This is a genomic window from Streptomyces sp. NPDC086549 (genome assembly GCF_044746205.1).
In the GTDB taxonomy this organism is placed as follows: Bacteria; Actinomycetota; Actinomycetes; order Streptomycetales; family Streptomycetaceae; genus Streptomyces.
In genome coordinates this window covers 130,646-156,390 of sequence record NZ_JBIVBS010000017.1, presented here as the reverse complement: position 1 = coordinate 156,390, position 25,745 = coordinate 130,646, and the positions used below count along the sequence as shown (strand labels likewise).

Here is a 25,745-nt window from a genome sequence, read left to right as displayed (position 1 = left end):
GGGTGGGCGGACCGAACCAGCCTACGCCAGGGCTTTCATCCGCCTGACCTCAGGCCGCGTACGCGCCGATCAGTACCCCCGCGAGGGCCCCCGCGATCAGGAACGGCCCGAACGCTATCGCCGTCTTGCGCCCCGCCCGCCCCGCGACGACCAGGGCACCGCCGTAGAGCGCCCCGAGCAGGAATCCGGCGAAGGTGCCCAGCATCACGGTCGGCCACCCGTACCAGCCCAGTACGGCCCCCGCCCCGAGCGCCAGTTTCACGTCCCCGAAGCCCATGCCCCCGGGATTGATGAGCCAGAGCACGAGGTAGCCGGCGCCGAGGGCGAGGGCGCCGTACAGCGCGGTGAGCCAGTGGCCGGCGTGCTCGGGCAACAGGGAGACCAGGCCCAGCAGAACCAGGGCGGCGCCCGCGAGCGGCAGCGTCAGCGGGTCCGGCAGCCGCCGCACCCGGAAGTCGATGACCGCCAGCAGCACCCAGAACGGCGCGAGCAGCAGCCAGACACCGAGCTCGGGCCGGGTGCCGGTGGCCGCGGCCAGGGCCGCACACACGAGGGCGGAGACCGTGGCTAGGACGAGAGCGCCGGGGCCGTACGAGGGCTCCGCGCACTCCGGGCATCGGCCCCGGCCGATCCACCCCCGTACCGGATGTCCGCCCGGACACAGGGTCCGCCACTCCTCCCCCTCGGGGGCGGAGAAGCGGTAGGCCGCCCGGGGCAGCAACGTCCCCGCCGCCGCACCCCACAGCGCTGCGGCGGCGATCAGCAGGAGGTCGCTCATCCCGCCGCGGCGGCGCCGTCGCGCCAGGTCGGGAGGAGTTCGTCGAGGAGCGCCTCCGTGCGCGGCGGCAGGCCGCGGGCGCCGCTGCGGCCGAGGAGGTCGACGGCGAGCGAGCGGACGCGGGCGGTGTCGCCGGTGGCGTGGGTGGCGCGCAGGAGCTCGTTCCACAGGCGCTCGTCGTCCGGGGCCGAGTTCAGGGCGGCGTTCAGCGCCTCGATCGCCTTCCCCGCGCGGTCCTTCTCCAGGTGGAACGCCGACAGGGCGAGGCCGATGTCGGCCACCAGCAGCGGGAGTTGGGCGTCGATGATCTCGTGGGTGAGCCAGCGGTAGCGGCCCTCGGCACGGTCGGCGAGGAGCGGTCCGCGGACCAGGACCAGCGCGTCGGTGAGCAGCCGTCCGCGTACGGCGCGGCTGTCGACGCCCTTGCCCTGGGTGGCCTCGTGGTACAGGGAGCGCAGCACGTCCAGGTCGGAGACGACGGACTTGGCGAGCGTGAGCCGCCCGGTCGCGTCGACGCCGAGCCGGGGCGTGCCGTCGGGGTCCGTGCCGAGCCAGGCGCGCAACCGCTCGACGAGCGCGTCCCGTACGTCCTCGGTGACCCCGCGCGGCCACAACGCGGAGGCGAGCACGCGCGGGTGCACGCCCTCGCGGTGCAGGAGCAGCAGGGCGAGCGCCTCGTGGAGCAGCACACTGCGCTCTCCGTCCGGGGTGCCGAGACCGATGATCTCGTACGGCCCGACGAGCCGCGCGTACACCGCGGGCCGCCCCTGCTCGCTGACGTCGACGAGGAACGGCGGGGTGGTGGTCGGCCCGTCCGGGTCGCGCTCGGGGTCGGCCTCGACGAACAGCTCGACGACCGCGCGCTGCTGGACGGCGGGCAGGAGCTGGGCGTCGAGCTCCAGCCCGAGCAGCGGCGCGAGCAGCTTGCCCTCGGTCGTGATCTCCATCTCCCAGGCGGCGCCGGGCAGATCGCCGGTCTCGGCGCCGACGAGGTAGCCGATGCCGAGACGGCTGGCGTCGGCGGCGAGTTCGGCGAGCTTGACGGCGTCCTCGGCGGACGGCTGGGCGGCGAGCAGGACGAGGTGCGGGGCCCAACGGGTGTGCTGGGCGGGCCCGGAGCGGCCGGTGAGCACGGAGTCGTGCCCGGCGGCGCCGAGGGCGCCGCGCCGCTGCCGGGTCTCGGCCTCCATCGTCTCGATGAGGGCCTCGATGCCGTCGAGGTGGCGCAGCCGGTTGGGGGCGAGCGCGGTGAGGTCCTCGCCGAAGCCGACGAGGGTGATGGTCATCCGGTCCGACCAGCCGTTGGTGGCGAGTTCGGCGGCGACGGAGGCGAACACGGCGGCCCGGTCGGCCTCGCGGCCGCTCAGGGAGACGATGCCGGGCACGGCCTCCAGGTTGAGCAGGAGACGGGAGTCGTCCATGGTGCCGAGGCTGACGAGACCTGGGTACGGCGCCGCGGTGTCGACGTCCTCGTACCTCGCGGCGTCCGTCCGGGACAGCATCCAGAACGTCTGGTCCTGCCCGACCTGCCAGGGCGCCGGGGGCTTTCCGGCCGGCTGGGCGAGCTGGAGGTGCAGGTCGCCGTTGCTGAGCCAGGCGGCGTAGACGACGGGCAGCGCGCGCGACTCGGCGGCGAGGGAGGCGGCCAGGCCCCGCAACGACCGGTCGAGCAGCCGTACGCCTTCCGGATCGGCCCCGACGAGCAGCGCGTCCTGGACGTCCTGGGCGTCCCCGGTCGGCGTCGGCGGCTCCATGCCGCGCCGCCCGCCGAGGGTCCCGAGCGCCGACTGCCACAGCGCCTGCCGACGCCGGCGACCAAGGGCGCCGAGGAGGCCGGCCGCGAGGAGGGGGGCACCGATGAGGGCTTCGGGGAGGCCGAAGGAGTGGCTGCCGGAGCTGCTGTCGGCGGCGGGGGTGGCGGGGGTGACGTGCTGCTGTCCCTCTCCCCCGTCGGAGGCGGGCCGCTGCGCGGGCACGGAGACCTGGGAGGCGCCGGAGCCCTGGGTCCCGTCCGCCTGCTGCCCGTGCCCCTGTTCCTGAGCGTGGTCGCCGGTCTTGGCGTAGTCGGCGATCTGCTGCCGCACGTCGTGGGAGACGTGGGCGTCGGGGTTCTCGACGAGTTCGCCGCCGTGAGCGTCGCCCGGCATCTCCATGATCCAGCCGGGACGGATGAGGCTGGCCTCGGAGAGGCGCGAACCGTCGGGCTGGATCCGGTCCTTGTTGAGCTCGTAGATCTCCTTGTACCGGCGGCCGTCGCCGAGGTGCCGCTGCGCTATCTCCCAGAGGGAGTCGTGGTGGCGCCCCTCGGGCGGCTGGATCCGGTAGTACTTCGTGTCGCCGTGCTTGGCGGTGCCACCCCCGGCGTCGGCCTGGGCGGCGGCGTGCGAGGCCTGCTCGGCGAGGGCGGCCGCGGTGCTCGCGGCCTGCTCCTGCTGCTGCGCGAACAGCCCCGGGGTCTGCTGGGCCGCGGCGACCGTCCCCTTCTGGTTCCCCTCCAGGCTGTGGCCGAGCTGCGAGAGCCCCGGCGTGAGGCTGGCCGCGGTGGCACCGACGAGCAGCAGCGCGGCGACGAGCTGCCGGGCGAGCAGCTGGCTGGGGCCGGAGCCGGGTACCCGCCCCGGGATCCCCACGCCGGACAGCGCGGCCTTGACCTCCACCAGCACGCAGGCCGTGAACTGGGCCCAGGCGAGCCACACGATCACGGTGAGGACGTGCAGGAAGGTCGTGACGGTGATCTCCTGCTGCAACCAGTCGAGCGACGGCGCTCCGTGCGGCAGCGGCCACCCGACGCTCATGGCCAGCGCGCCGGGCACGCCGACGACAAGCACGAGCAGGGCGACGAACGCGAAGAAGGCCTTGACGAAGTCCCCGAACGAACGCCGCCGGATACGCACCGGCTGCGGTGTCCGGTTCCGCGGGCCCGTCGGGCTTCCCGTCGAGCTTGATGTCCTGCGTCGCGCCATGGCGGGTGTCCTGGGTCGTGTGTGGGAGGAGTTGGTTCGGGGGGTGGGTCGAGCCTACAGAGATCCTATTGAGTGGGACCGACAGCGTCGAAGAGGTGGATGGGGATCGGAAGGCCGATCGCCACCCTATTCACCCCGAAATATCCAATTGATTTACTTCTGAGGGAAGTTGGCCTCAGGACGGTCACGCACCACCCCTTCACAATCCCCGCACGATCCCCCACGGCCACTCAAGTCACCGTCATACGCCCCTGATAGCTTCGTTCTCAGCTGCACACGCCGAACTCCGGGGGAGACTCAACCGTGGCCCGCCGCATCCTGACCCTGACCACTTTGACAACCACCGCGGCACTGCTGCTGACCGCCTGTGGAGGCGGAGGCGGAGGCGGCAAGACGGACGACATCAAGGGGGCGGACACGGGGTCGAAGAGCCCGTCGGCCTCCGCCTCGGCGTCGTCGTCGGCAGTGTCGGACGTCAAGCGCCCGGTGATCAGCCTGCCGAGCAGTTTCCAGCTCACGTTCGAGAACTGGACGAGCAGCGACGCGATGAAGCAGGCGGTGCTCAACGACGCCAGGGAAGAACTCAAGGCGGGGTACGCGGCGATCACCGCGAACAACCCCGACGGCGGTGCGGCTCTGGCCTTCTACGACACCGACACCGCCATCCTGCAGTCACAGCAGTGGATCAAGACATACACGAGCAAGAACCTCACCGTGTTCGGGAAGCTGCCCGCGTACGACGCCAAGGTCATCTTCTCCGCCGACAAGAAAGCCGCATCTCTCTCGTACTGCACCAACGAGAACAAGGCCTACACGAGGAACCGGAAGACCAAGGAAGTGGAGGGCAATCCCGCAGGAACGAACCCGCACGTCCTCTACGTCGTCAGCCTGGGCAAGAACAAGCAGGGCGTCTGGCAGAACGTGTCGACCAAGGGCACGAGGGGCGGCTGCTCGTGATGAGGTTCCACGGCTGGGCATCGCTGATCACCGCCGCGCTCATGTCGACCGCTCTCGCGTCGTCACCGGCTCATGCCGTGGGAGGCGGTGGTGTCAAAGGGGGGTCGAACGGCCAGGGCACCATCTCGGCGTCGGCATCCCAGTCCCGCATCAAGGTCACTCAGATCAGCGGCCCCACCAGCGGTAAGCGGGGCACCCTCTCCTCCACGGACGTGAACTGGAAGCCTCCGCCGTGCTGGTACGAGCCCGTCTTCTCCCCCGCGCAGCTGAAGGACTTCGCCGAGAACAACGGCAATGGCGACGCCGGCCTGCGAGACGGGTGGTACGGATCGAAGCTCTGGACCGACCACTTCAAGGACGAGAAGGACGCGATCACCATCTTCACCTCCCCGTCCACCGTGAAGGGCTACAAGAACTACAACCTCGGCAAGGACGGCTACTTCTGGCGCGGAGTCGCCCCGGACGTCGTCTCCATCGACGACACCTCGCTGTGCAGCCGGCTGATGTTCTGGGTCCCTGCCGGCCAGATCCCCAAGGTGGAGAACGCCCCCACCCCCGAGACCCTCGCCGACTACGCCTACAACAAGATCAAGGTACCCACCACCTCGGTCGAGTTGAAGCCGACGGCCAAGTCCACGGTCAAGATCCCGACCTGGGTGTGGCTGGACAAGGGCACCTTCAGGGAGGTCAAGGTCCGCGCGGAGCTCCCCGACACCGGCCTCTGGGCGGAGACGACCGCCAAGCCGGTGGCCCTCCACCTCGACCCGGGCACGCCGGACGCCGAGACCATCCCTGCCTCCGGTGACTGCACCATCAACGACGACGGTTCGATCGGCGAGCCGTACGAGAAGGCCGACGCGGACAAGACCCCGCCCTGCGGCATCACCTACCTGCACGCCTCCAACGGCACCCCGTACCAACTGAAGGCGAGCATCACCTGGCAGATCAGCTGGAAGGGCTCCGACGGCAGCGGCGGCGACCTGCCCGACGGCACGTTCGAGACCACACAGGACATGAACGTCCAGGAGATCCAGTCGGTCAACCACTGACCCCATGGCGAGCCGCTACGCGGCGGACAATTCGCACCACACGTATTTTCCCCAGTGACCGTTTCTGGACAGCGGGTTCCATCCCCACAGATCCGCGCACGCCCGGACGAGACCAAGGCCCCGCCCCTCCTCCGCTTCCGCCAAGTCGGCCGGCGGCAGCGGAGGTTCCGGCGGTCGGGGGTCGGCGTCCCAGGCGCCGATGCGCAGCACACCGTCCTTCCAGACCAGCCTGAGCGCGGCCGGTCCCTTCGTGTGCCGTACGGCGTTGGAGACCAGCTCCGTCGCGAGAAGCTCGGCGATGTCCGTCAGGCGGATCAAGCCGTGGATCGTCAGGATCAGCCGGAGGGTACGGCGGCAGACGGTGACCGCTCTGACGTCGTGGGGGATGTGGAGGACGTACTCCCAGGGCTCGGTATCCATATGCATGGTGATCTCCGATTCGGTGGTGGGGATTCGGGCGGGGCGGTGGCATTGCCTCAGCCGTCACGGCATGACGGAGTGGTGCGCTTCCGGGGTCCCGGCGATTTCGCAGCGTGTGCGTCGCGTCACCGAAGGTAGGGCCACAATTTGGGACATCGCAAGTCGTTGCCGTAATCTTCCCCTCGAACGAGTCGCTGCCATCAGGCAGTTCGGGGCGAGGAGGAAGCGATGCCGCGTAGGCAGCAACCCACCGCACGTCAGGAGCGTCTGGGCTCCGAGCTGCGAAAGCTTCGTGAAGCCGCCGGGCTCAAGGGGCGCGACGCTGCCGCGTTGCTCGGCACGGATTCGGCTCAGATCAGCCAGATCGAGTTCGGCACGGCTGGGGTGAGCGAGGCGCGCGTACGCCAACTCGCCGCCCATTACGCGTGCACTGACGATGCACTGATCGCAGGACTGGTGGCGATGGCCGCCGACCGTACACGCGGGTGGTGGGAGGAATTCCGCGGTCTGCTGCCGACCTCGTTCCTGGATCTCGCCGAGCTGGAGCACCACGCCGCCTACCGGCATGACATCGAGTTCCTGACCATCCCAGGCCTTCTCCAGACGGAGGACTACGCCCGCGCTGTCTTCTCCTACCGGGTTCCGGAACTCCCCGGGGAGGACACGGAGCTGCGCGTCAGGCACCGGATGCAACGGAGGACCGTTCTAGAAGGTGCCGATCCGATCCCGTACGAAGCAGTGATCCACGAGGCCGCGCTACGTATCAGGGTCGGCGACCGCGCCGCCGCGCGAGCTCAGCTCACCCAGGTCCTGCTGCTCTCCGAAGCGGATCACATCGCGGTCCGCGTCATCCCCTTCGACCTGGACGGCTTCGGCGGAGCCGGGAGCGCCATGATGTACGTGGGTGGACCTGTGACCAAGCTGGACACCGCCGTGCGCGACGCGCCTCATGGAACGGCACTGATCGATTCCGAAGCCCAACTCCGCTCCTTTCGAACCCTTTTCCGTAAGGTGGAGGCTGTGTCACTCGAACCCGCCCGTTCGCGTGACTTCATCCACAAGCTGACGAAGGAGCTGTGAGGCGCGCCATGACCATCACCGTCAACTGGCAGAAGTCGTCCTACTCCGGTGGCGGCGACGGCAACAACTGCCTCGAACTCGCGACCTCGGACAACATCCTCCTCCTCCGCGAGAGCGACTCCCCCACCACCGTCCTCGAAACCTCCCGCCCCCAACTCGCGGCACTCATAGGCCACCTCCGCCAAGGGTGACCGTCACACCGTCGACGTCCCCCAGGCCGAAGACGGAGTCGGCCACGTCTCAGCCGACCTCGTTCTCCGCCTCCGCCCGGCCGTGGACGACGACGTTCCCGCCGTAGAACATGCCGGTGAAGACGGGCTCGTAGGTGAGCTGGACCTCGACCTCCACCTGGTCGGCGTCGGCCGCCACGCAGTGGGTCGCGGCGATGTCGGCGCCGGACATGTCCATCTCGCGGGCGAAGGCCTTCACCCGCGCGTCGCAGTTCTGGAAGTTGATCGGGGCCGCGCCGCCCTGGTTCTCGTAGAGGGCTGCCTTGTCGATGTCCTGGGCGGCGTAGCGGGCCGCCTGTTCCGCGATGTCGGCGGCCCGTTCGCGCTTGGAGATGGACAGGCCGCCGTCGATCACGAACGCGGCCAGGGACAGGAAGACCAGGGCGAAGATGATCACCGCCCCGGCGCCCGAGCCCCGGTCGTCCAGCCTGCTGCGACGAGTGGACCACCAGGTCCGTACGGCATCCCTCACGCCGACCTCCGGAACGGGTCCAGCGACGAGGAGAAGCTGGCGGACAGATGGGTGGGGACGTCCAGGCCGAGCATCGCCAGGCCACGGACCTGGCAGCTCACCTCCACCGTGAAGAACGGGTCCACATCCGGGTCGAAACCCGCGCTCTTCTGCACGACGGACACCGGACCGGAGCAGACGTCCGCGAGGTCCGCCTCGGCGGCCTTGCGGGCCTCCGCCATCGCCGTGGCGTGGTCCTTCTGGATGGAGCCCGCGCGGGCCGCGTCGCGCGCGGCTCCGTCCAGCGCGCCCCGGCCGTCGACCAGCTGGCCGAAGGCCACCAGGACCAGGATGAACATGATCATCACCGGGGCGAGGATCACGACCTCGACGGTCGACAGGCCCCGGTCGTCATCGGTGATCCGCTCCCGCACGGAGGCGAAGTCCATCTAGTTCCCCCCGTCCTTCACGAACCGCTCCACCGGACCCGACGACTGCGCGTGCACCGTCAGGTCCAGTCCGGGGAACACCGTCGGCACCCGCGCCGAGATCTCCACGCCCACCGTGTTCTGCTCCGGCTGGAGCATCGTCACGTCCGGCGACAGGACCAGCTGCGGCCCGAGTTGCCGGATGTACGCGTCGACGACGTCCCGCGCCTCGCCACGCCACGCGCCCGGCTGTTCGTCGGCCGTGGCGCGGGCCTTGCGGGCGCCCGCCTGGGCCGCCGCCTGGGCCACGTGGTCGGCGAAGAAGTACAGGGCGAACTGGACCGTCGCGAAGATCATGAAGAACAGGACGGGAGTGAGCAGCACGAACTCGATCGCGGTCATGCCGGAGTCACCGGCCTCGCCGCGCGCGGCATCGGCGCGGCGGCGCGCCCATCTGCCCAGGCCCGTAAACAACCCCGTCATCCCCGTCGTCGTGTCGTCCGTGCGGTCAGCAGGTCTTGCTCGCGCTGGCGCCCTTGATGCAGTCGCCGACCTTGTTGGCGCCGTCGCTCAGCGCCGTGTTGATGATCGCGGCCACCACGCCGACGATCGCCACGACGACCGCGGAGATGATGACCCACTCGACCGCGGAGGCGCCGCGGTCCAGTTCACCGGAGCGGGCCCGCTCCACGCGGGCCTGAAGGAAGGTGACGAGGAAGTCCACCGCCGGGATTCCGGTGCGGACGGTACGGACAGTGCGGTCGGTCATGGGAGTTGTCCTCTCGGCTCAGCTCAACTCGGTCGGTTGTCTGGGCAGTGGATGGAGCGGATACGGGACGTAGGACGATTCGTACGAGTCGAACGGTTCACACCTGGAACACCCGCATCGCCGCCGGGAAGATCAGGAACACCAGGAAGCCGGCGCACAGCAGCAGCTGGGCCACGAGCATCGACTGCGACTTCTCGCCCGCGCTGCCCTCGATCTCGGCGAGTTCGCGGTGCCGCATGGTCTCGGCGCGGGAGGCGAGCGACTCGCGGACCTTGGCGCCGTCGTCGGCGACCAGGGCCAGCGAGGCGGAGAGGTCCTTCAGCTCCTCCACACCCAGCTCTTCGCCGAGCGCGCCGAGCGCCTGCCACTGGCTGACTCCGGTGATACGGGCGTCGGAAAGGGCGTTGCGGATGCGCTGGTTGGCCCAGCCGTCGGAGACCTCGGCCGCCGCCATGAGGGCCTCGGGGAGACCGCGGCCGCCCGCCAGGCTCATCGACACCAGGTCCAGGTACGCCCCGATCACACGCCGCAGGTCGCGCCGCTTGTCGGCCGCGTCCCGCCGTACCTCCAGGTCGGGCAGGAAGAAGAACAGCGCCGCGAAGAGCAGGGCCAGCCAGACCGGGATGGCCGGGCTGGAGCCGAAGCCCAGCGTCCAGACCACCGCGAACAGGAACGGGCCGAAGAACAGACCGGCCGTGGCCAGCAGGACCTTCGTCGCCAGGAACTTCTCCCAGCTGCGGTCCAGGACGGCCAGATCCGCGCGCAGCGAGCGCTGTTCCCACCCCTGTTGGAGGTAGAACTCGGAGACACGGGCGCCGATCTCGGCCCGCAGCGAACCGAATCGTCCGGTGTCCTTGGTCTGCCGGACCGACTCGTACGCCGTGCCGCGCGCCCGCATCGCGTCGATCCGGGCGACCTGCGCGACCGCGCTGCGCTTGGTCGGCATGAGGGCGCGGACGAGCGCGTAGACGCCCAGTCCGAAGGCCACGCCGACCATGATCGGCATCGTCAGGTTCACCGGCGTACGCCTTCTTCCGGCTGGAACGGCTGGGGCTGGGCGCCCTGTTGGGCCGGGGTGTGGGGCCGTACGAACTGCACCGAGGACTCGTCGCGGACCAGGAAGCGCTCGGGCGTCTCGATCGTCGACAGCTTGCGCAGCCACCAGAAGCCCAGGGCGAACAGGGCGCAGACCAGGGCGAGCACGAGCTGGCCGACCGCGGTGCCGTACGGCTTCACGAAGTCGCGGTTGAAGACGGCGAGGCCGAGGACGAACGCGATCGACACCGCGACCACGATCTGCACCGAGCGCCGGGTCGAGGCGCGCTGGGCCATCACGCGCTGGCGCATGTCGACCTCCTCGCGGGCCGACTTGGCCAGCGCGCCCAGGACCTGGCGCAGACCCGGGCCGCGGAGACGGGCGTTGAGGATCAGTGCCGCCACGATGATGTCCGCGGACGCGTCGTCGATCTCGTCGGCGAGCATCTGGAGCGCGTCCGGCAGCGGGGTGCGGGCGCGCAACTTGTCCACGAGGGCGTCGAGATGGGGGCGCAGGACCGGGGCTGCGGCGCGGGCGGAGGCCGGGATGGCCTGCTCCAGGCCGACGGCACCGGCGATCGTGTCGCGCAGGGACTCCGTCCAGGAGGCGAGGGCCTCCACGCGGCGCATGGCGGCCCGTTCCTCGGCGGCGCCGCCGAAGAGGCGGTCCCAGAAGAAGACCAGGACACCGGCCGCGATGCCGGCCACCGCCCAGCGCGTGAGCAGCAGGACGGCGAGCCCGACGATGGCGGCGAGCGAGCCGCGCTGCCCGGCGAACCGGACGAGCTCGGCGGCCCGTTCGTTCGCCTTCTGCTTCTCGTGCTCGGGCTTGGCGGGCAGTCCGCGTACGGCGACCATCAGCAGCGCGAGTCCGCCGCCGACGGCGACACCGCTGCCGATGGAGTACAGGACCTCGGTGGAGAAGAGGCCGCCCATGGAGCCGAGGGAGCCGAGAGCCTCGTAGGCGAGAGCCTTGTGACCGAGAGCCTCGTGGCCGAGAGCCTCGTAGGCGGGCGCTGAGTACGTCATGCCGGTCACCCCCATGCCCCGTGCGGCTGGTAGCCGTACGCCATCAGGTCCTCCAGGCAGGCTATGGGTGCGTGCGGTACGACCCGTCCGTCGGGGGCCTCCGCGAACACCTCGCTGGACAGCACGCGCCCATCGACGCCGTTGACCTCGCGGACGGAGGTCACCATGCGCTGGAGGCGGCCGCCCGTCTGGTAGTTGTTGCGCCGCTGGATGAAGACGACGAAGTTGACCGCGCCCGCGATCAGCATCTGGCTGGCCTCGATGGGCAGCCGCTCGGAGGCCTGCAACGCGTAGGTGGAAATACGGTTGAAGACCTCGCTGGAGCTGTTGGCGTGGATCGTGGACAGCGAGCCGTCGTTGCCCTGCGACATCGCGTTGAGCATGGTCACGATCTCGTCGCCGAGGACCTCACCGACGATGACCCGGGAGGGGTTCATACGGAGGGAACGGCGGACCAGTTCGGCCATGGCGATGGCGCCCTGACCCTCGGAGTTGGGCAGCCGCTCCTCGAAGGCCACCACGTTGGGGTGGAGGTCGGGGAAGGTGTCCAGTCCGAGTTCCAGGGCGCGCTCGACGGTGATGAGCCGCTCGTGCGGCGGGATCTCGTTGGCGAGGGCACGCAGCAGCGTCGTCTTGCCGGCGTTGGTGGCGCCCGCGATCATGATGTTCTTGCGCGCACGGACCGCGCAGGCCATGAAGTGTGCGACCTCGGGCGTGAGCGTCCCGTTGCCGACGAGGTCGGAGATGAAGACCTTGCCCATGCGCGCGCGGCGGATGGACAGCGCGGGCCGCCGGGCCACGTCCATGACGGCCGAGAGCCGGGAGCCGTCGGGCAGCCGCAGGTCGAGCTGGGGATTGGCGGAGTCGAAGGGACGCGACGACAGACCGGAGTACGCGCCGAGCACCTGAATGAGCTCGATGAGTTCCTCGTCGGTCTCGGCGACGGGGTCGCCCTTCGCTTCCCGCCCATCGGAATACCCGACGAAGACCTGGTCGCAGCCGTTGATGTCGATGTTCTCGACATCAACGTCGTCCAGCAGGGGCTGGAGCCGGCCCACGCCGAACAGCGCGGCATGCACGGCGGCCGCGTACTGCTCCTCGGTCTCCGCGTCGAGGGGGGTACGGCCCGCGTTGATCTCGGTGCGGGCGTACTCCTCCAGGATCTGGGCGATGACCGCGCGGGCGTACTGCCGCTCGTCCTCCGTGGACATCGGTGAGACACCGTTGACCTGGTCGAGGCGGCGCTGCTCGGCGATGCGGTCGCCGGCCTCCTGCCGGAACCGCTTGACCAACTGGTGGTCGACAGCGGTCATCGCCCGGCCCCCGCGTGGCCCTGACCGGCCTGCTGCGTCTGGGGCGCGTGGTTGGCCTGGTGTGCCTGGTGTGCCTGCTGCGCCTGGGCCGACGCGGCCCAGGCGGCCCCGTACTGCTGGTACAGATCCGCGGTGACCTTGCGGGCCGAGCGGATGAGCAGCGACTTGTCGAGGCGCCCGCGCTTGCGGCCGGCCAACTGGTCGGCACCGGCCGGGTCGTCCGCGATGGTGCCGACCACCCGGGCGCCGGTCTGGGCGTGCACCAGCATGTCGTTGACCTGGTTGACGAGCTTGCCGGAGCTGGCGGGGTCGGCGATCAGGACGACACCGATGAGCGGGGTGGCCAGGGCCGCGGCGCCGCGCGGCCCGCCGTGCAGCTTGGCGGAGAGGGCGGCGGCCCGGTCCCGGACGCGGGCGAGGGCCTCGGGCTCGGTGCGCGAGACCAGCAGCACGAGGGCGGCGTGCGGGAACAGCTCGACGGCCGGGGTGTCCCCGCTGATCCGTCCGCAGTCGGCGATGACGTCGGCGGGCGAGTTCGGGGAGTCGGCGAGGGAGGAGAAGGCGTGGCCGAGGGTGGGCCAGAGCCCGGCGAGCCCGGTGGCCTGCTCGGCGTTCCCGAGACCGACGAGGACTTCGAGGCCACCGCTCAACGGCTGGACATGGTCCCAGAGTTGGTCGGGCACGAGTCCGCGGCGGGCGGTCGCCGCTATGGACAGCATGCCGATGTTCGGGTTGAGCTGGCCGCCGTGCGCGGCGGCACTGCGGTAGACCAGGTCGCCGCCCGCCGGATCGGTCTCGGCGAGCAGCGAGCGCCGCGGCCAGACCGCCGCGAGGGCGACGGCCGTGGTGGTGACGCCGGGGGAACCCTTGTCGGCGGCGATTGCGATGAGCGCCATGGGGTGGGAGCCGCCTTCTAGTTGCCGGTGCCGGGAACGTGCACGATGGCGACCGCACTGGCGGACGCGGCACGCGCCACGGCGGCGGCGTCGGCCTGGTCGACGAGCAGGGTGACCGAGAGGTTGCCGGTGCTCACGGTGGCGTCGCTGTCGTCGTTGACCTTGCTGACCTTGGCGTTCTCGACGATGGCGGCCCCGCCGGAGGTGGAGGTGGCGGAGGACCCGGTCTTGCTGGTGCTGCTGGTGTCGACGTTGTAGACGGCGACGACGTCACCGGCCTTGATGTCGGCCGGGTACTGACCCTCCTTGAGGGCGACACCCACGGCGGCCTTGCCGGCGGGGAGGCTGCTGCCCTCCGCGAACATGTCACCGATGACGACCGTGCCCGCGTAGATCGTGGACTTGGCCTTGAGCTCCTTGAGGGCGCCCAGCTGGGACCACTTGACGTAGTGGATGGTGTCGTCGGCGGCCACCATCACGGACGTCACGTTGTCGCCGACGGACTCCCCGGCCTCGATCTCCTTCGTCACCTTGACGACCTCGATCCGGTCCCCGGCACGCAGCACGAGCGTCGTGGCGCCGAGCGCACCGAGCAGGATCAGCAGCACGGCGAGGGCGGCCAACGCCGGTTTGCGCTCGCGAGGCGGAGTGGGAAGCCGGTCACCGACCGACGGCTGAGCCGGACCGGCGGAACGCCCGGCGCCCGCCCCCGTACGCTCTTGGATCTTCACGCAACCGCTCCCCGTAACCCAAGACTCTGTCTGTCAAGAACTCTGAAACTCTGTCAACGCTTGTCAGCAACGTGAAAGCGGACACTCCACACCAATCACCCCGACTCGGTCGATTACTCGGCAGCAGGGCGAGTGTCAAGCGATCGCACCGTATCAGCCGCACATAAGCCCCTCAAGGCGCACCCGGACACCTTGACCTCACTGAAATCGTCGTTGCGATCTGCAACGGCGGCGATCCGTGCGACGGTTGGGAGTACGGGGAAGCGAAGGCAAGCCGAACTGTGCGCGGGCGAATCCAGACCGCCCTGCTCGCTCACGGTCCGCGCCCGCGACCGTCACCGTGCACCCATGAGGCCTGCACGAATTGCTCACGTCGGGTTGGCCGACACGTGCCGTGATCGTCGCCTGGAGTGGCCCAAGCGGCCGGGGCGTCGGCTGCCTGAACTGTCGTGGCCACTACGGGGGTTACCAGGGGAACGGTCTGAACAGGATCACCCGGCCGGGTGAGGGGTTCGCCACCGTGAATGACCGTGAGGATGCCAGACCGTGATCGAGCCGTCGTACCGACATCACTGGAAACCTCCCGAGGGCGAGAACCTCGTGACGCGCGGCCGGGTGTCCTTCGCGACGGGCACGGCGAGCCGGATCCAGGGGCGGCGCTGGTTCGAGGACCGGGAACGACTGGACATCCAGGGCAAGTTGCTGGGGTGGCCGACGGGGCCGTCGTACCGATCGCCCTGCGCGTCTACAAGGTCGGCGCGCAGGGTGAGGTGACCGAGGACCGCGGCAAGCGCGAGATCCTGACCGGCGGTCGAGCCGAACCGGTGCCGTACACATCCGCATATCCGCATATCCGCCGTGTGCCTGCCTGAGATGCAAGGCACCGCGATAGCGAAACGGAACTCACGCCTCACAGCGACCCTGGCACAGCGCCCCAACGCATCTGAGGTCGTCATCCGTTCGGGCACGATCAGGACACAGGTCATGTCCCCAAGCACCCCATGCGCCCAGACTTATCACCATTCACGGGGAGGTTCGCTCTGGCGAAACCGAGAACCTCCCCGATAGCGTCGGCTCTCTTGAATGGTCTTTTTTCTCACGGGGAGTTCACTGTGAAGCGCCGTACTTTGCCCGTTGCTGCCGCGCTGGCGGCAACGGCAGCACGGCTGTTGACCGCCTGCGGAAGCGGTGACGACAAAGCCAGCTACCTTCCCCGCCTCCGGCGAGTGCGCCCTCAACGCCGACGGCTCCGTCGGCGAGCCCTACGCCAAGGGCAAGTCCGACGAGACTCCGCCCTGCGGCCTGAAGTACCTCCGCTCCTCAGGCAATGGCACCTTCAAGCTCCAGGCCACCATCACCTGGGAAATCGGCTGGACCGGCACCGGTGGCGCCGGCGGCGACATCCCCAACGGCACCTTCGACACCACCCAGGACATCACGGTCCAGGAAATCCAAACCGTCAACCGCTGACAGACCGATGGGTAAGGGCATGGGATCCGACGGCGACAAGCCAAAGGTGGACAATCCGGAACGGGAGCGGCTGCAGAAAATCAAGCTGCAACTCGTGAAGGAGCAGGGCGACTTTGTCGACGCCTTCAAGAGGGCGGTCACGGACATCGGCAAAGGAGGCCGGGACTCCTCGAAGTCCTGGGTCGGCAAAAACGCCGACAAATGGCACGACGACGCGGCCGGTCACCGTAAGACGGTACGTAATCGCATCACCAAGGTCCTTGAGGACATTCAGCGTGAAATCGATAGCATGCCGGAGAAAGTGACACAAGAGGAAGCCAATTCGATGAACCGCAACAGACGTCTGTACTGACCGGTTCAAGAGCAGTGGATCCGACACGAGGGGAACGGGGAGGGCATGCGCCCGGACGACGGGGGAAGCAGCAAGGGAGTCTTCTCGGGGATCGACCCCGACAAGTTCAAGGGCACCATCGACTCCGTACGGCGGGACCAGGAGACGCTTCAGGACCGGGCTTCCTACTACAAGGCACAGCTCGCCTACTACGGCCTGGGCACCCAGGAACTCTCCGATGTGCTACGCGTGGCGTCTTGGGCGCAGGACGAGTTGCCCATGCTGAAGCGCCGCTACCACCTGGCCATGAACATGGACAACGTCCCGTACTCCGGCTTCAAGGGCATGGTCCAGATCAACGAGGCGCAGGTGAGCCGAGCCGCCAACTCCGCCGCGGCCAGGGACGCCAAGCGTGCCACGGAACTCGCGAAGAAGGACCCGGAGGACCTGAGCCCCGAGGAATTCGACGAACTGAACGATCTTTTCGCCCAGAACTATGACGAATACCCCTTCGCGGAGAAAGTCGTAGGGGCTCTCGGGGCGCGAAAGACGCTGCAGCTCTGGGATGAGATGAGCAACCTCGACAGGCCTGCCGGATACGGCGAAACCTCCGACTTCGCGCGTGCCGGCGACCTCGACGAGATGCAGAAGAACCTGAGTCTCACCGTGGCGGCGGCCACCAACTCGGATTCGCCGGCGATGCAGAAGTGGAAGAAGGACATGGTCGCGATCGGCGACAAACCGATCCGAGACCCAGGTCCGGCCCCGCACGGCGACTCCGGCGGCCCCGAGGGCTTCATCATCATGAGCAACCTCATGCGGTACGGCGACTACGACGACAAGTTCCTCGTGAACTACGGAACGGCACTCGTCAAAGAGGACAAACGGGTTCTGGAGGGCGCCGACCAGCCCTACGGTTCCGGCTGGGGCACCACGAGCACGGTCAACCACCTCGGCAACGACGAGGGCAACGACCCTCTCACCGGCTACATGAAGGCACTCGCCAACAGCCCCGACGCGGCGACCAAGTTCTTCACCGCGAAGCAGAAGGGCGACGACGGCAAGGCGGAGACGAACTTCAAGTACCTCTTCGAGGAACGCAAGTGGCCGGACGACAGCAAGCCGGGCAAGGAGAGCGTGACCGGCCTCAATTCGATGGGCCTCGCCCTGGAGGCAGCCACCACCGGTCACCGCCCCGGCGAACCTGCCACGTCAGAGGACATCAAACACTCCAAAGAACAGGCGGAGTTGTTCAGCGCCCTCGTCAAGTCGGTGTCCGAGGACCAGGACCGCCTCCTGGACCACGCTTTCCTGTCGGACAGCTTCGCGAACATCTCGGCCGAGTACATGCCGGATCTGCAACGCAGCCTGGACTCAGATCCCATGTACAAGGACAAGCTCTATCCGACTTCCGGGGCCACCAGCCATATTCGGATGTACGACGCGACGCGGTTCCTCTACGCGGTGTCTCGTAACAAGGAAGGGTACGACCGACTCAACGTATCTCAGCACGTATACGCTGCAGCGCTGATGGAAGCACAGGCGAGACACCCCGGTGCCTATCCGCAGTCGACCGACGCCACCATCGACAAACTTGCCTACCAGACCGGCCTGTTCCAGGGCATCATCGCCAACGGCCAGAAGTTCCAAGCCGACAAGGACAACGCTGACGCCAACGCACGAGACAGCGCGTGGAAGGATAAAGCGAGCCTATGGGGCGGTTCTTTGGTCGGAAGCACCGCGTCCGTCGCGATGGCACCGTTCACAGGTACAGCGGGAGTCTATGCAGGAGGCTTGGCCGGCACGGCTGCGGGCGAGATCTTCAATGGCATCCTCGACGGCTTCGACGGCGACGGATCTCAAGAAAAGGAGCAGGTCTACCACAACGTACGCCGCATGGACCAACTTCAGAACTCAGCATCTCTGACGACGGAGCAGTCCGTCAAAGCCGCCACCGGCGACGATGCGGCCGCATCCAGGTCCGGCGACAGGGCAGGTCTGGGCTTCAGTGACGCCGATGCCCTGATCGACAACAGCAACGCCGAGATGTAGCCGCCCGCCTGGCTCTACTGCGACTGAAGGATCGACCTTGACCGAACCGACTAAACGCAGACTTCTGCGAAACCCGTACGTCTACGGTGCGGTGATCGCCCTTACGGGCGGGGCTGTGATCGCGGCCTACCTTCTCGGGGCCTTCGAAAAACGCGGACACATCCAGGCCGACGATGTCTGTCAGCATGTTCCCAACCGACAAGAGACGGCTAAGATCTTCAACTCGGTGCTGCCCAATGCTTCTGAGTACCACTTCACCGCGACGTGGAGGCCCAATCGGGACTGGGAGTTCAGAAGCGTGTGCGCAGTCAAAGACGAGGACGACAAGGCACTCTTCTATCTTCAGGCCACTATGGGCTCCGCTAGGCCCTGGAAACAATGGGCCGATACGGAAATCCCCCCCAACTCGGGAGGGAAGCTCGCCTATTTCGATGCCGGCGTCAAGGGCATCTCCAATGCCGAAGTGGCCGCGATCTGGGTGCCCTGTTACGCCCACGAGAAAACAAGCAAGGCCCGGTACAACATGACCGTCTTCGCTCACGCCCTGAAACCACTCGAAGCCTCGGACAAGGATGCACGCCAGACGCTCATCGACCTGGCGACGTCCTTCGCCCGTCAAGCCCACAAGGACGCGAAATGCGACCTCCCGTCCAAGCTGCCGGCCTGAGAGCAGGGCGTGCCCCGGAATCCGTCCCGGCCCCCGATCCATGTGACGACGCCGTGACAGTCAACGAGATTCCCGTCGGGAGTCGCCCGTCTCCTACATCGACACCGATACAGCGACCGCCGGGTTCGCCGCGAAGTGTGCGGCGATCCCCGCAGCCGCCTACAAAGACGTCAGGGTCGGTGACACGGTCGAGTTCGCGGGAGTCCTGTTCAAGGTGTCGGAGCTGTCGGACGACGTCGTACGTATGAAGCGGACGAGCGCATAGCAATGGGCAGGCACGTCGAAGAGCCTTCCGTCCCCGTCGTGCCCGGGGCGGATGCGTGGGAGTTCGTCATCGGCAACGAGGAACGGCCGGCGGCTCTGGGCGCATAAACGGCCTGCCGCAGCATCAAACTGCGAGAGGGCGAACACCTCGTTGCAGCCCTGCAGCCAATCAGGTTGGAGTGCCGGCCCTCGAAGGCCGTCGGCCCGCGAGGCGACCCCCGGCTGAGCCGGATAGCCTGTGCGGGCATGTCAACGTGGCAGTGCCACGGGTCCCCAGGAAGGAACACGGTCGATGCGGGTGTCCGTCACGGTGGTCCGGCAAGGCACGGATCCACAGGACGTCAATCTTGACTTCAGTGAGGACGCGAGTGTTGCCGAGGTGGCCAAGGCGTTGGCGCCGACGGCCGCTCCCGCCTCCGCCGTCGTTGCCGGGTTGGGGCAGGTTTCGTATGACCCGCGGTTCGGCGGCACGGCGGCGTCCACCACACCCGGCCTGTGGGCCGACGGGCTGTACTGCGAACCCGACGCCCGCGCGAGGGACGTACTCCGCGACGGCATGCGAATATCCGTCGACGACAGCGTGGGTCCGTTCCTGCGGACTGGCGAACCGACGGGGCGCTACGAGTTGCGCGTCACCGGAGGGCCCGGCGCCGGCCGGGTCGCCCGCCTGGCCGCGGGCGTGACGGTGATCGGCTCGGCGCAGACCTGCACCATCTCCATCGCTGATCCGCGTCTCCCGCATGAGGCGCTGCGCGTGAGCGTCGCCGTCGACGGCCGCGTCATGCTGGCTCCGGGGCCGGGCGGCGCTGAGGTGCTCCTCGACGGTGAGGCCGTCACCAGTGAACGCGAGTGGCCGCTGGGCACGCTCGTCCGCTGCGGCGGTTCGCTGCTGGTCCTCGACGACCCGGTGGAACCCGACGCGCACCTGGCGCCGATGGGAGAAGGCGGTCTGGCCTACAACCGTCCGCCCCGGCTGGCGTCGTTGCCACCGCGGGCGCGGCTGGTGGTTCCGGACCCGCCGGGCAAGGCCGAGCGCCACCGCTTCCAACTGATCGCCTCTGTCACCCCGTTGATCTTCGGCGTGGTCATGTACCTCATGACCAAGCAGGTGTACACGCTGCTGTTCTGCCTGATGAGTCCGGTGATGATGGCGGGCGAATGGGTCAGCCAGAACCGTGAGGGCAAGAAGAAGAACCGCACATCGGTGAAGGAGTACAAGGCGCAGAAAGCCAAGTACGACGAGGAGTTGGCGAGCCTCACCGCCGCGGACCAGCGGGCGCGGCGCGGCGCCTACCCGGACGCCGCCTCCCTTCTTCTGTTCGCGACGGGACCGCGGCGCCGCCTCTGGGAGCGCCGGCTCACCGACCCGGACGCCCTCGTCCTGCGCGTCGGCGTCACGGATCTCCCGGCGAACATCGAACTCGTCGCCGGCCCCGGACGGGGAACGGATGACGGACCTCCCGAGCCACCGCTCGTCCAGGATGTTCCGGTACCGCTGCCGTTCACGGAGCTGGGCGTGGTCGGCCTGGCCGGGGCCCGCCCCCAGACCTTGGCGGGCGCCCGCTGGTTCGCCGCCCAGGCCGCCGTCCTGCACAGCCCACGCGATCTGTCCCTGGTCGTGCTCTCCTCGGCCCCGGATGCCGACGCCGCGTGGGGCTGGGTGCACTGGCTGCCGCACGCCGCCCCGCAGATCGGCCAGGACTGCGTCGCCCTCGTCGGATCGGACGCCGAGACCATCGGCAAGCGCGTCACCGAGCTGCTCAACGAACTGAACCGCCGCAAGGAGGCCGCTGCGGCGGGCGCGACGGGCCGGCTGCGGCCCGACCCCTACGTACTTATCGTCCTGGACGGTGCGCGGCTGCTGCGCCGCGTGCCCGGCGTCCCGCAGCTCCTCCAGGAGGGCCCGCTGTACGGGATGTTCGCGCTGTGCGTCGACGAGGACGAGCGGCTGCTGCCCGAGGAGTGCCGGGCGGCGATCTGCTGGCCGATGGGCTCGGTGGACCACGTGGTGCTGCGTGGCGCCGGACTGGACGCCCTGGGCGAGGTGCTGGCCGACCAGGTGCCCCACGCCTGGTGCGAGTTGCTGGCGCGTTCGCTGGCGCCGGTGCGCGATGTCAGCCGCGACGACGCGGACAGCGCGCTGCCGTCGGCGGCCCGCCTGCTGAGCCTGCTGCAGATGCCCGATCCGACGGGCGCCGACATCGAGCGGATCTGGTTGTCCGGGGGGTCCACGACCCTCTTCCCGGTCGGCGTCGGCGCCGAGGGAACCTTCTTCCTCGACCTCCGGCTGGACGGACCGCACGGGCTCGTCGCCGGCACCACCGGAGCCGGCAAGTCCGAGCTGCTGCAGACGCTCATCACCTCGTTGGCCGTCCACAACCGGCCCGACGCCCTGAACTTCGTCCTGATCGACTACAAGGGCGGCGCCGCGTTCCAGGACTGCTCCCGGCTGCCGCACACCGTCGGCATGGTCAGCGATCTCGACGCGCATCTGACGGAGCGCGCCCTGGCCTCGCTCGCCGCCGAACTGCGGCGGCGCGAGGAGATCCTCCTGGACGCGGGTGCGAAGGACATCGAGGACTACGCCGACACCCGGCGGCTGCGGCCCGAGCTGGAGCCGATGCCCCGCCTGGTCATCATCATCGACGAGTTCGCCTCGCTGGTGGCCGAACTGCCGGACTTCGTCGCCGGTCTCGTCGACATCGCCCGTCGTGGCCGCTCCCTGGGTGTCCACCTCATCCTCGCCACGCAGCGTCCCGCGGGCGTCGTCAGCCAGGACATCCGTGCCAACACCAACCTGCGCATCGCGCTGCGCGTGACGAACCGGGACGAATCCGCGGACGTCATCGACGCCCCGGACGCCGGGAGTATCTCGAAGTCCACTCCGGGCCGGATGTACGTACGGTCCGGTGCGAACGCGCTGGTGGCCGTCCAGTCGGCACGCATCGGTGGCCGACGCCCCGGTGCGTCGTCGGCGCCGAGCGTCGGTCTCCTCCCGCTGCCCTGGGGCTCCATCGGCCGCCCGCCGCCCCGGCGGGCCGACGACGGGGACGACGGCACCATGGTCACGGACCTCGCGGTGCTGGTCGACGCGATCGCCGAGGGATCGCAGCGCATGGGCTTCGGCGCGCCGCACAGCCCGTGGCTGCCCCCGCTGCCCGAACACGTCACGGTCACCGACCTGTACCAGGAGACCCGCCCCGCACACGGCGACGTGGCCCCGGCGGTCTTCGGCGTCATCGACGTCCCGGCCCGGCAGGCGCGCTCCCCGCTCAACCTGGACCTGGTGGACGGCGAGCACCTGCTGATCATCGGCGGCCCCCGCTCCGGCCGTTCCACCGCACTACGCACGATCGCGGCCTCCTTGGCCACGACCACGAGTCCCGCCGACGTCCATCTCTACGGCATCGACTGCGGTGCCAACATCCTGCTGCCGCTGACCCGGCTGCCGCACTGCGGCGGCATCATCACCCGCGACGAGACCGAGCGCCTCGTCCGCCTGCTGGGCCGCCTCCAGGCCGAGATCACCCGGCGCCAGCAGCTCCTGGCCCATCTCGGCGTCTCCAGCGTGGCGGAGCAGCGGGCATCGGCCCAGGGCGAGGACCGGCTGCCGTACATGGTGCTCCTCCTCGACGGCTGGGAGAGCTACGTCTCCACCTTCGAGGGCTACGACTACGGCAAGCTGATCGAAGCCATCACCCGGCTGTTCCGCGAGGGCCCGGCGGTCGGCCTGCGCGTGGTGATGACCACGGACCGCACCGGCATGTCCGGCGCCATGACCACCTCGTTCGGCGAACGCCTGATCCTGCGGCTCACCGACCCCAACGACTACGGCATGGTCGGCATCAACCCGCGTTCCGTACCCAAGGACATGCCGCCCGGGCGCGCCCTGCGCCTGACCGACGACGGCGTGCAGGAGTGCCAGCTCGCCCTGCTCGCCGCCGACCCCGCGGGCAAGGCCCAGGTGGAGGCGCTGCAGCGGATCGCGACGGAGGCCACCGGACTCCACCCCCGCCCTCCGCGCCCACTCCGCCCGATGCGGGTGGACGCCCTGCCCGTACGTTGCACGGTCCGCGAAGCCATCGCCCTGGAGCCCGAGTTCGCGCCCGCCTCGGACCTGTGGGCCCTCGTCGGCGTCGGCGGCGACGAACTCTCCCCGCTCGGCGCCGACCTGTCCGAGTCCGGACCTGGCTTCGTCGTCGCGGGTCCGCCGAAGTCGGGCCGGTCGAGCACCCTGATCGCGATGGCACGCTCGATGACGCGGGCAGGCCTGCCGGTGGTGCTGATCACCCCGAAGCGCTCCCCGCTGAGGGAACTGGAAGGAGAACCCGGCGTCCTCGGCGTCCTCCCCGGTGACGCCTCCCAGCAGGACCTCACCGACCTCCTGGCCCAGACGCAGGGCGGCCGGTACGCGGTCCTCGCGGACGACGCGGAACTCCTCTACGACACCCCGCTGGACTCCGCTCTGGAAGAGGTCGTCCGCAGCGGACTCGACGGCGACCACGCCGTCATCGCGGCGGGTTCGGCCGAGTCGCTCGGCTCCCAGTACCGCGGCTTCGTCGTAGAGGCCCGCCGCAACCGGCACGGCCTGCTCCTGGCGCCCACCGCGGACGCCGGCGAGCAGCTCTTCGGCGTCCGCCTGCCCCGCACGTCCTCGGCCGGCCCCGCAGGCCGGGGGGTGCTGATCCAGGGGGGTGCGGTCACGCAGGTCCAGGCCGTGATCGACGGCTGAGAGCGCGGCAGGGATCGGAAGAGGGCCGACTCACCGGACTGACGGACTGCGAATCGAACGGAGGCGGTGCGCATGCTGGTCGCCCAGCCGCTGCCACCCGGACTGCACACAGGACCCATCTCGACCGGGCCGGCCTGGGCCCTGCTCGGGGCCGGCGCGGTGATCGTCCTCACGGCCGGCGTGGCGGCCGCGCTGTCACGCCGGGACCCCGGCGCCAAACGCCTGATCAACTGGCTGTTCGGGCTCGGCCTGACGATGTGCGCCGTGGGCGGATTCATACTGCTGGGCGAAGCGTTCGAGGACCAGAGGACGAGCGACGGACTCCACGCGGCCGGTCACCAGATCATCGACGAGGCACTGGACTCTGCCCGGAGCTGCGACCCCGACTCCCCTCAACCGACCTTCGTCTATCCGAGTGAACCGGGGTCCGGCGGCGCGGCCACATACGTTCCGTCGCCGTGCAGCACCTCACCACGCGACGCCACGGTGGACTCGTCGGTGACGACCTCCGACGGCGTGTACGAGACACAGGCCGCGGACTCCTTCGACACAAACGGGCACGTGACCGTGACCGACTCGGACAGCGGCAAGCAGGTCTGCGCCACCATTCCGGACACGGCGGACGGCACCGGCTCTGTTGTCGACGGCCCGTGCCGGGACTAGGCGACCCTAGGCTCCTCCGCCCGTCCGCTTGCGGTCCATGTCCGCCTGGTCCTTCTGGGCCTTGGTGATCAGGCGCTGCTCCTCCGGAGGGTAGGAGTCGAACAACGTGCCCAGGGCCCCCATACGGCCCTGGAAGTCATTGCCCCACTTGTCGGCGGCGGAGCCGACCCAGGTCTCGCAACCGATGAGGTTGTTGACGGCCTTGATGGCGGAGCGGATGTTCGAGACGGACGCCTCGATCTTGTTCATGTCCTGGCGGCAGATATAGCCGAGCTTGTCTTCGTCAGGTACGCCCATTTGTGTTCCCCGTTTACTTGGTGCCGATTTGGAGGAGGTAGTGCGTGTTGCCTCCGAGTACCAGCTTCCCGTCTCCGTAGGCCATGGCCGAGGGCAACGCGCACGGCAGCTTCTTGGCGTCCACAGGGTGCTTCAGCGGGCACTCGTACGGGGAGTACGACGACTTTTCCCCGACGACCGCGTGATGCATCACCAGGTCCACCAATCCGGCATGGATGTGGAGGATGTACATTCCCTCGTCGTTGTACGTGTCGGCGTAGATGCCGTCGGCGCCATCCGAGGTGATGGAGACGAGCTTCATCTCGGCGAGATTGCCCGTGACGCCTCTGACCGACTTGGGCAGGGCGATGGGTGCGACTGTTCCATCTGTATGGATGGCCACTACGTCCGTGACATGCGAATAAATGTCCGTGCCGGCCTTTGGACCACTGGTGACGTAGACCGTGCCCTTCCCGTCGACGGCGGCCTTCGCGTAGCCGTCCATCTCCCGGTTCTTGCGGTCGGCCGCCGGGATCTCGTACACGCGAGTGAGACGGTCATGGGCCAGCGACCAGACCACGTCACCGTCAAGCAAGATCAGCGCTCCGTCGGGGCGGACGCCGATCGGAGAGACGCTGTTGTCAGCGAACCTGAACCCGGCGGCGGCGGTCGACTTCGGAACCGGCGCTGTGGCGGCTCGCCCCTTGCCAGGTACGCCTGCCAACACGGTCACATGCTGGTCCCGGCCGTATTTCTGGATGGCGTGGTCCTTACCGAAGACCAAAGAGCCGTCCGGCAACGCGACCAGACCGGACGAACCCTTGGTCAGTTCTGGCCGCAACGATTCCACCGTGCGGTCGCTCTTGATCCTCTGAATACCACTGCGCAGCACATAAACGGTGCCGTCCGCGGTAATGGTCAAGCCCTCCAGTTCACCGCCGCCTTGGAGGTCGAGAGCACCGGAGTTCTTGCCGTCCAGCAGGACCGCCGCCTGCCCCTTGCCCGGCGTCTTCCAACCGCCGTCACCACCGTCATCGCACGCGGTCGTGCCGACGAGCGAGCCGATGGCGGCCAGGAGCAGAAGACCACGACGGCCACGACCGAAGCCGCGCCTCGACTTCGCCGCAACCTCGGACGCCGATGTCCGCGGCACCTCGCTGT

The 25,745-nt window shown here is 68.9% G+C and carries 24 protein-coding genes and 1 pseudogene; 11 read left to right on the top strand and 14 right to left on the bottom strand.

Features of this window, described 5'->3' with window-relative positions; all coding sequences use genetic code 11:
• Positions 1-49: 49 nt before the first annotated feature.
• On the bottom strand, positions 50-778 hold the full coding sequence (locus tag ACIPSA_RS39900; protein ID WP_402644141.1) for a prepilin peptidase: 729 nt from the start codon (positions 776-778) through the stop codon (positions 50-52).
• Complete coding sequence (locus ACIPSA_RS39895; RefSeq protein WP_402644138.1) at positions 775-3,741, bottom strand: BTAD domain-containing putative transcriptional regulator; 2,967 nt, start codon at positions 3,739-3,741, stop codon at positions 775-777. The genes ACIPSA_RS39900 and ACIPSA_RS39895 overlap by 4 nt, the downstream gene beginning before the upstream one ends.
• A gap of 303 nt (positions 3,742-4,044) precedes the next feature.
• On the opposite strand from ACIPSA_RS39895, the gene ACIPSA_RS39890 reads away from it, so the two are divergent.
• Positions 4,045-4,698 carry a hypothetical protein gene (locus ACIPSA_RS39890; RefSeq protein WP_402644135.1) on the top strand — a complete coding sequence of 218 codons (654 nt, stop codon included), beginning with the start codon at positions 4,045-4,047 and terminating at the stop codon, positions 4,696-4,698.
• Positions 4,698-5,747: a hypothetical protein gene (locus ACIPSA_RS39885; protein ID WP_402644271.1), complete on the top strand. Its 1,050-nt coding sequence runs from the start codon at positions 4,698-4,700 to the stop codon at positions 5,745-5,747. The genes ACIPSA_RS39890 and ACIPSA_RS39885 overlap by 1 nt, the downstream gene beginning before the upstream one ends.
• A gap of 15 nt (positions 5,748-5,762) precedes the next feature.
• Here ACIPSA_RS39885 and ACIPSA_RS39880 read toward each other — a convergent pair whose 3' ends face one another.
• Complete coding sequence (locus ACIPSA_RS39880) at positions 5,763-6,173, bottom strand: ATP-binding protein (RefSeq protein WP_402644133.1); 411 nt, start codon at positions 6,171-6,173, stop codon at positions 5,763-5,765.
• A 222-nt stretch (positions 6,174-6,395) separates the two neighbouring features.
• Here ACIPSA_RS39880 and ACIPSA_RS39875 point away from each other — a divergent pair, with 222 nt between their 5' ends.
• Entirely contained in the window at positions 6,396-7,247 is an 852-nt protein-coding gene (locus tag ACIPSA_RS39875) for a helix-turn-helix domain-containing protein (RefSeq protein ID WP_402644130.1), read from the top strand.
• Positions 7,248-7,255: 8 nt separating this feature from the next.
• Positions 7,256-7,438, top strand: a complete 183-nt coding sequence (locus ACIPSA_RS39870; RefSeq protein WP_402644127.1) for a DUF397 domain-containing protein — start codon at positions 7,256-7,258, stop codon at positions 7,436-7,438.
• A gap of 49 nt (positions 7,439-7,487) precedes the next feature.
• On the opposite strand, the gene ACIPSA_RS39865 is transcribed toward ACIPSA_RS39870, so the two are convergent.
• The 9 genes from ACIPSA_RS39865 to ACIPSA_RS39825 form a co-directional block, all read right to left on the bottom strand.
• Positions 7,488-7,949 (bottom strand): TadE/TadG family type IV pilus assembly protein, encoded by a 462-nt coding sequence (locus tag ACIPSA_RS39865; RefSeq protein WP_402644125.1) that lies wholly within the window; start codon positions 7,947-7,949, stop codon positions 7,488-7,490.
• Entirely contained in the window at positions 7,946-8,377 is a 432-nt protein-coding gene (locus tag ACIPSA_RS39860; protein ID WP_402644122.1) for a TadE/TadG family type IV pilus assembly protein, read from the bottom strand. The genes ACIPSA_RS39865 and ACIPSA_RS39860 overlap by 4 nt, the downstream gene beginning before the upstream one ends.
• Positions 8,378-8,839, bottom strand: a complete 462-nt coding sequence (locus ACIPSA_RS39855) for a TadE family protein (RefSeq protein ID WP_402644121.1) — start codon at positions 8,837-8,839, stop codon at positions 8,378-8,380.
• Between the two features lie 25 nt (positions 8,840-8,864).
• A complete protein-coding gene (locus ACIPSA_RS39850; protein ID WP_402644119.1) occupies positions 8,865-9,125 on the bottom strand; it encodes a hypothetical protein in 261 nt (86 codons plus the stop codon).
• 97 nt (positions 9,126-9,222) lie between these two features.
• Entirely contained in the window at positions 9,223-10,143 is a 921-nt protein-coding gene (locus ACIPSA_RS39845; RefSeq protein WP_402644116.1) for a type II secretion system F family protein, read from the bottom strand.
• A complete protein-coding gene (locus tag ACIPSA_RS39840; protein ID WP_402644268.1) occupies positions 10,140-11,096 on the bottom strand; it encodes a type II secretion system F family protein in 957 nt (318 codons plus the stop codon). The genes ACIPSA_RS39845 and ACIPSA_RS39840 overlap by 4 nt, the downstream gene beginning before the upstream one ends.
• Before the next feature lie 98 nt (positions 11,097-11,194).
• The gene (locus tag ACIPSA_RS39835; RefSeq protein WP_402644113.1) at positions 11,195-12,502 is read right to left on the bottom strand and encodes a CpaF family protein; all 1,308 of its coding nucleotides are present in this window, start codon (positions 12,500-12,502) and stop codon (positions 11,195-11,197) included.
• The gene (locus ACIPSA_RS39830; RefSeq protein ID WP_402644111.1) at positions 12,499-13,398 is read right to left on the bottom strand and encodes a hypothetical protein; all 900 of its coding nucleotides are present in this window, start codon (positions 13,396-13,398) and stop codon (positions 12,499-12,501) included. The genes ACIPSA_RS39835 and ACIPSA_RS39830 overlap by 4 nt, the downstream gene beginning before the upstream one ends.
• A gap of 17 nt (positions 13,399-13,415) precedes the next feature.
• Positions 13,416-14,129: a hypothetical protein gene (locus tag ACIPSA_RS39825; protein ID WP_402644108.1), complete on the bottom strand. Its 714-nt coding sequence runs from the start codon at positions 14,127-14,129 to the stop codon at positions 13,416-13,418.
• Positions 14,130-14,836: 707 nt separating this feature from the next.
• Between ACIPSA_RS39825 and ACIPSA_RS39820 the strand changes: the two genes are divergently transcribed.
• From ACIPSA_RS39820 to ACIPSA_RS39790, 7 genes and pseudogenes are all read left to right on the top strand, one after another.
• Positions 14,837-15,001 carry a hypothetical protein gene (locus ACIPSA_RS39820; RefSeq protein WP_402644106.1) on the top strand — a complete coding sequence of 55 codons (165 nt, stop codon included), beginning with the start codon at positions 14,837-14,839 and terminating at the stop codon, positions 14,999-15,001.
• 334 nt (positions 15,002-15,335) lie between these two features.
• Positions 15,336-15,599 (top strand): annotated as a pseudogene (locus ACIPSA_RS39815) (hypothetical protein); the annotation flags it as partial.
• A gap of 19 nt (positions 15,600-15,618) precedes the next feature.
• Positions 15,619-15,951, top strand: a complete 333-nt coding sequence (locus ACIPSA_RS39810) for a hypothetical protein (RefSeq protein WP_402644103.1) — start codon at positions 15,619-15,621, stop codon at positions 15,949-15,951.
• Positions 15,952-15,996: 45 nt separating this feature from the next.
• Positions 15,997-17,982: a hypothetical protein gene (locus ACIPSA_RS39805; RefSeq protein WP_402644100.1), complete on the top strand. Its 1,986-nt coding sequence runs from the start codon at positions 15,997-15,999 to the stop codon at positions 17,980-17,982.
• A 37-nt stretch (positions 17,983-18,019) separates the two neighbouring features.
• Positions 18,020-18,649 carry a hypothetical protein gene (locus ACIPSA_RS39800; protein WP_402644097.1) on the top strand — a complete coding sequence of 210 codons (630 nt, stop codon included), beginning with the start codon at positions 18,020-18,022 and terminating at the stop codon, positions 18,647-18,649.
• A 556-nt stretch (positions 18,650-19,205) separates the two neighbouring features.
• On the top strand, positions 19,206-23,645 hold the full coding sequence (locus ACIPSA_RS39795) for an FtsK/SpoIIIE domain-containing protein (RefSeq protein WP_402644094.1): 4,440 nt from the start codon (positions 19,206-19,208) through the stop codon (positions 23,643-23,645).
• 72 nt (positions 23,646-23,717) lie between these two features.
• Complete coding sequence (locus ACIPSA_RS39790; RefSeq protein ID WP_402644091.1) at positions 23,718-24,308, top strand: hypothetical protein; 591 nt, start codon at positions 23,718-23,720, stop codon at positions 24,306-24,308.
• A gap of 6 nt (positions 24,309-24,314) precedes the next feature.
• Here the strand turns inward: ACIPSA_RS39790 and ACIPSA_RS39785 are convergent, their stop codons facing one another.
• Together ACIPSA_RS39785 and ACIPSA_RS39780 are read right to left on the bottom strand one after the other, a co-directional pair.
• Positions 24,315-24,605: a hypothetical protein gene (locus tag ACIPSA_RS39785; RefSeq protein WP_402644089.1), complete on the bottom strand. Its 291-nt coding sequence runs from the start codon at positions 24,603-24,605 to the stop codon at positions 24,315-24,317.
• A 13-nt stretch (positions 24,606-24,618) separates the two neighbouring features.
• Complete coding sequence (locus ACIPSA_RS39780) at positions 24,619-25,737, bottom strand: hypothetical protein (protein WP_402644087.1); 1,119 nt, start codon at positions 25,735-25,737, stop codon at positions 24,619-24,621.
• Between the last annotated feature and the right edge of the window lie 8 nt (positions 25,738-25,745).

Bases quoted from the DNA above. Each gene is read 5' to 3' on its own strand.
- ACIPSA_RS39830 (WP_402644111.1), bottom strand. From the start codon at position 13,398: ATGGCGCTCATCGCAATCGCCGCCGACAAGGGTTCCCCCGGCGTCACC.
- ACIPSA_RS39900 (WP_402644141.1), bottom strand. From the start codon at position 778: ATGAGCGACCTCCTGCTGATCGCCGCCGCAGCGCTGTGGGGTGCGGCG.
- ACIPSA_RS39835 (WP_402644113.1), bottom strand. From the start codon at position 12,502: ATGACCGCTGTCGACCACCAGTTGGTCAAGCGGTTCCGGCAGGAGGCC.
- ACIPSA_RS39860 (WP_402644122.1), bottom strand. From the start codon at position 8,377: ATGGACTTCGCCTCCGTGCGGGAGCGGATCACCGATGACGACCGGGGC.
- ACIPSA_RS39875 (WP_402644130.1), top strand. From the start codon at position 6,396: ATGCCGCGTAGGCAGCAACCCACCGCACGTCAGGAGCGTCTGGGCTCC.
- ACIPSA_RS39885 (WP_402644271.1), top strand. From the start codon at position 4,698: ATGAGGTTCCACGGCTGGGCATCGCTGATCACCGCCGCGCTCATGTCG.
- ACIPSA_RS39795 (WP_402644094.1), top strand. From the start codon at position 19,206: ATGCGGGTGTCCGTCACGGTGGTCCGGCAAGGCACGGATCCACAGGAC.
- ACIPSA_RS39805 (WP_402644100.1), top strand. From the start codon at position 15,997: ATGCGCCCGGACGACGGGGGAAGCAGCAAGGGAGTCTTCTCGGGGATC.
- ACIPSA_RS39785 (WP_402644089.1), bottom strand. From the start codon at position 24,605: ATGGGCGTACCTGACGAAGACAAGCTCGGCTATATCTGCCGCCAGGAC.
- ACIPSA_RS39870 (WP_402644127.1), top strand. From the start codon at position 7,256: ATGACCATCACCGTCAACTGGCAGAAGTCGTCCTACTCCGGTGGCGGC.
- ACIPSA_RS39880 (WP_402644133.1), bottom strand. From the start codon at position 6,173: ATGCATATGGATACCGAGCCCTGGGAGTACGTCCTCCACATCCCCCAC.
- ACIPSA_RS39810 (WP_402644103.1), top strand. From the start codon at position 15,619: ATGGGATCCGACGGCGACAAGCCAAAGGTGGACAATCCGGAACGGGAG.
- ACIPSA_RS39855 (WP_402644121.1), bottom strand. From the start codon at position 8,839: ATGACGGGGTTGTTTACGGGCCTGGGCAGATGGGCGCGCCGCCGCGCC.
- ACIPSA_RS39850 (WP_402644119.1), bottom strand. From the start codon at position 9,125: ATGACCGACCGCACTGTCCGTACCGTCCGCACCGGAATCCCGGCGGTG.
- ACIPSA_RS39895 (WP_402644138.1), bottom strand. From the start codon at position 3,741: ATGGCGCGACGCAGGACATCAAGCTCGACGGGAAGCCCGACGGGCCCG.
- ACIPSA_RS39790 (WP_402644091.1), top strand. From the start codon at position 23,718: ATGCTGGTCGCCCAGCCGCTGCCACCCGGACTGCACACAGGACCCATC.
- ACIPSA_RS39840 (WP_402644268.1), bottom strand. From the start codon at position 11,096: ATGGGCGGCCTCTTCTCCACCGAGGTCCTGTACTCCATCGGCAGCGGT.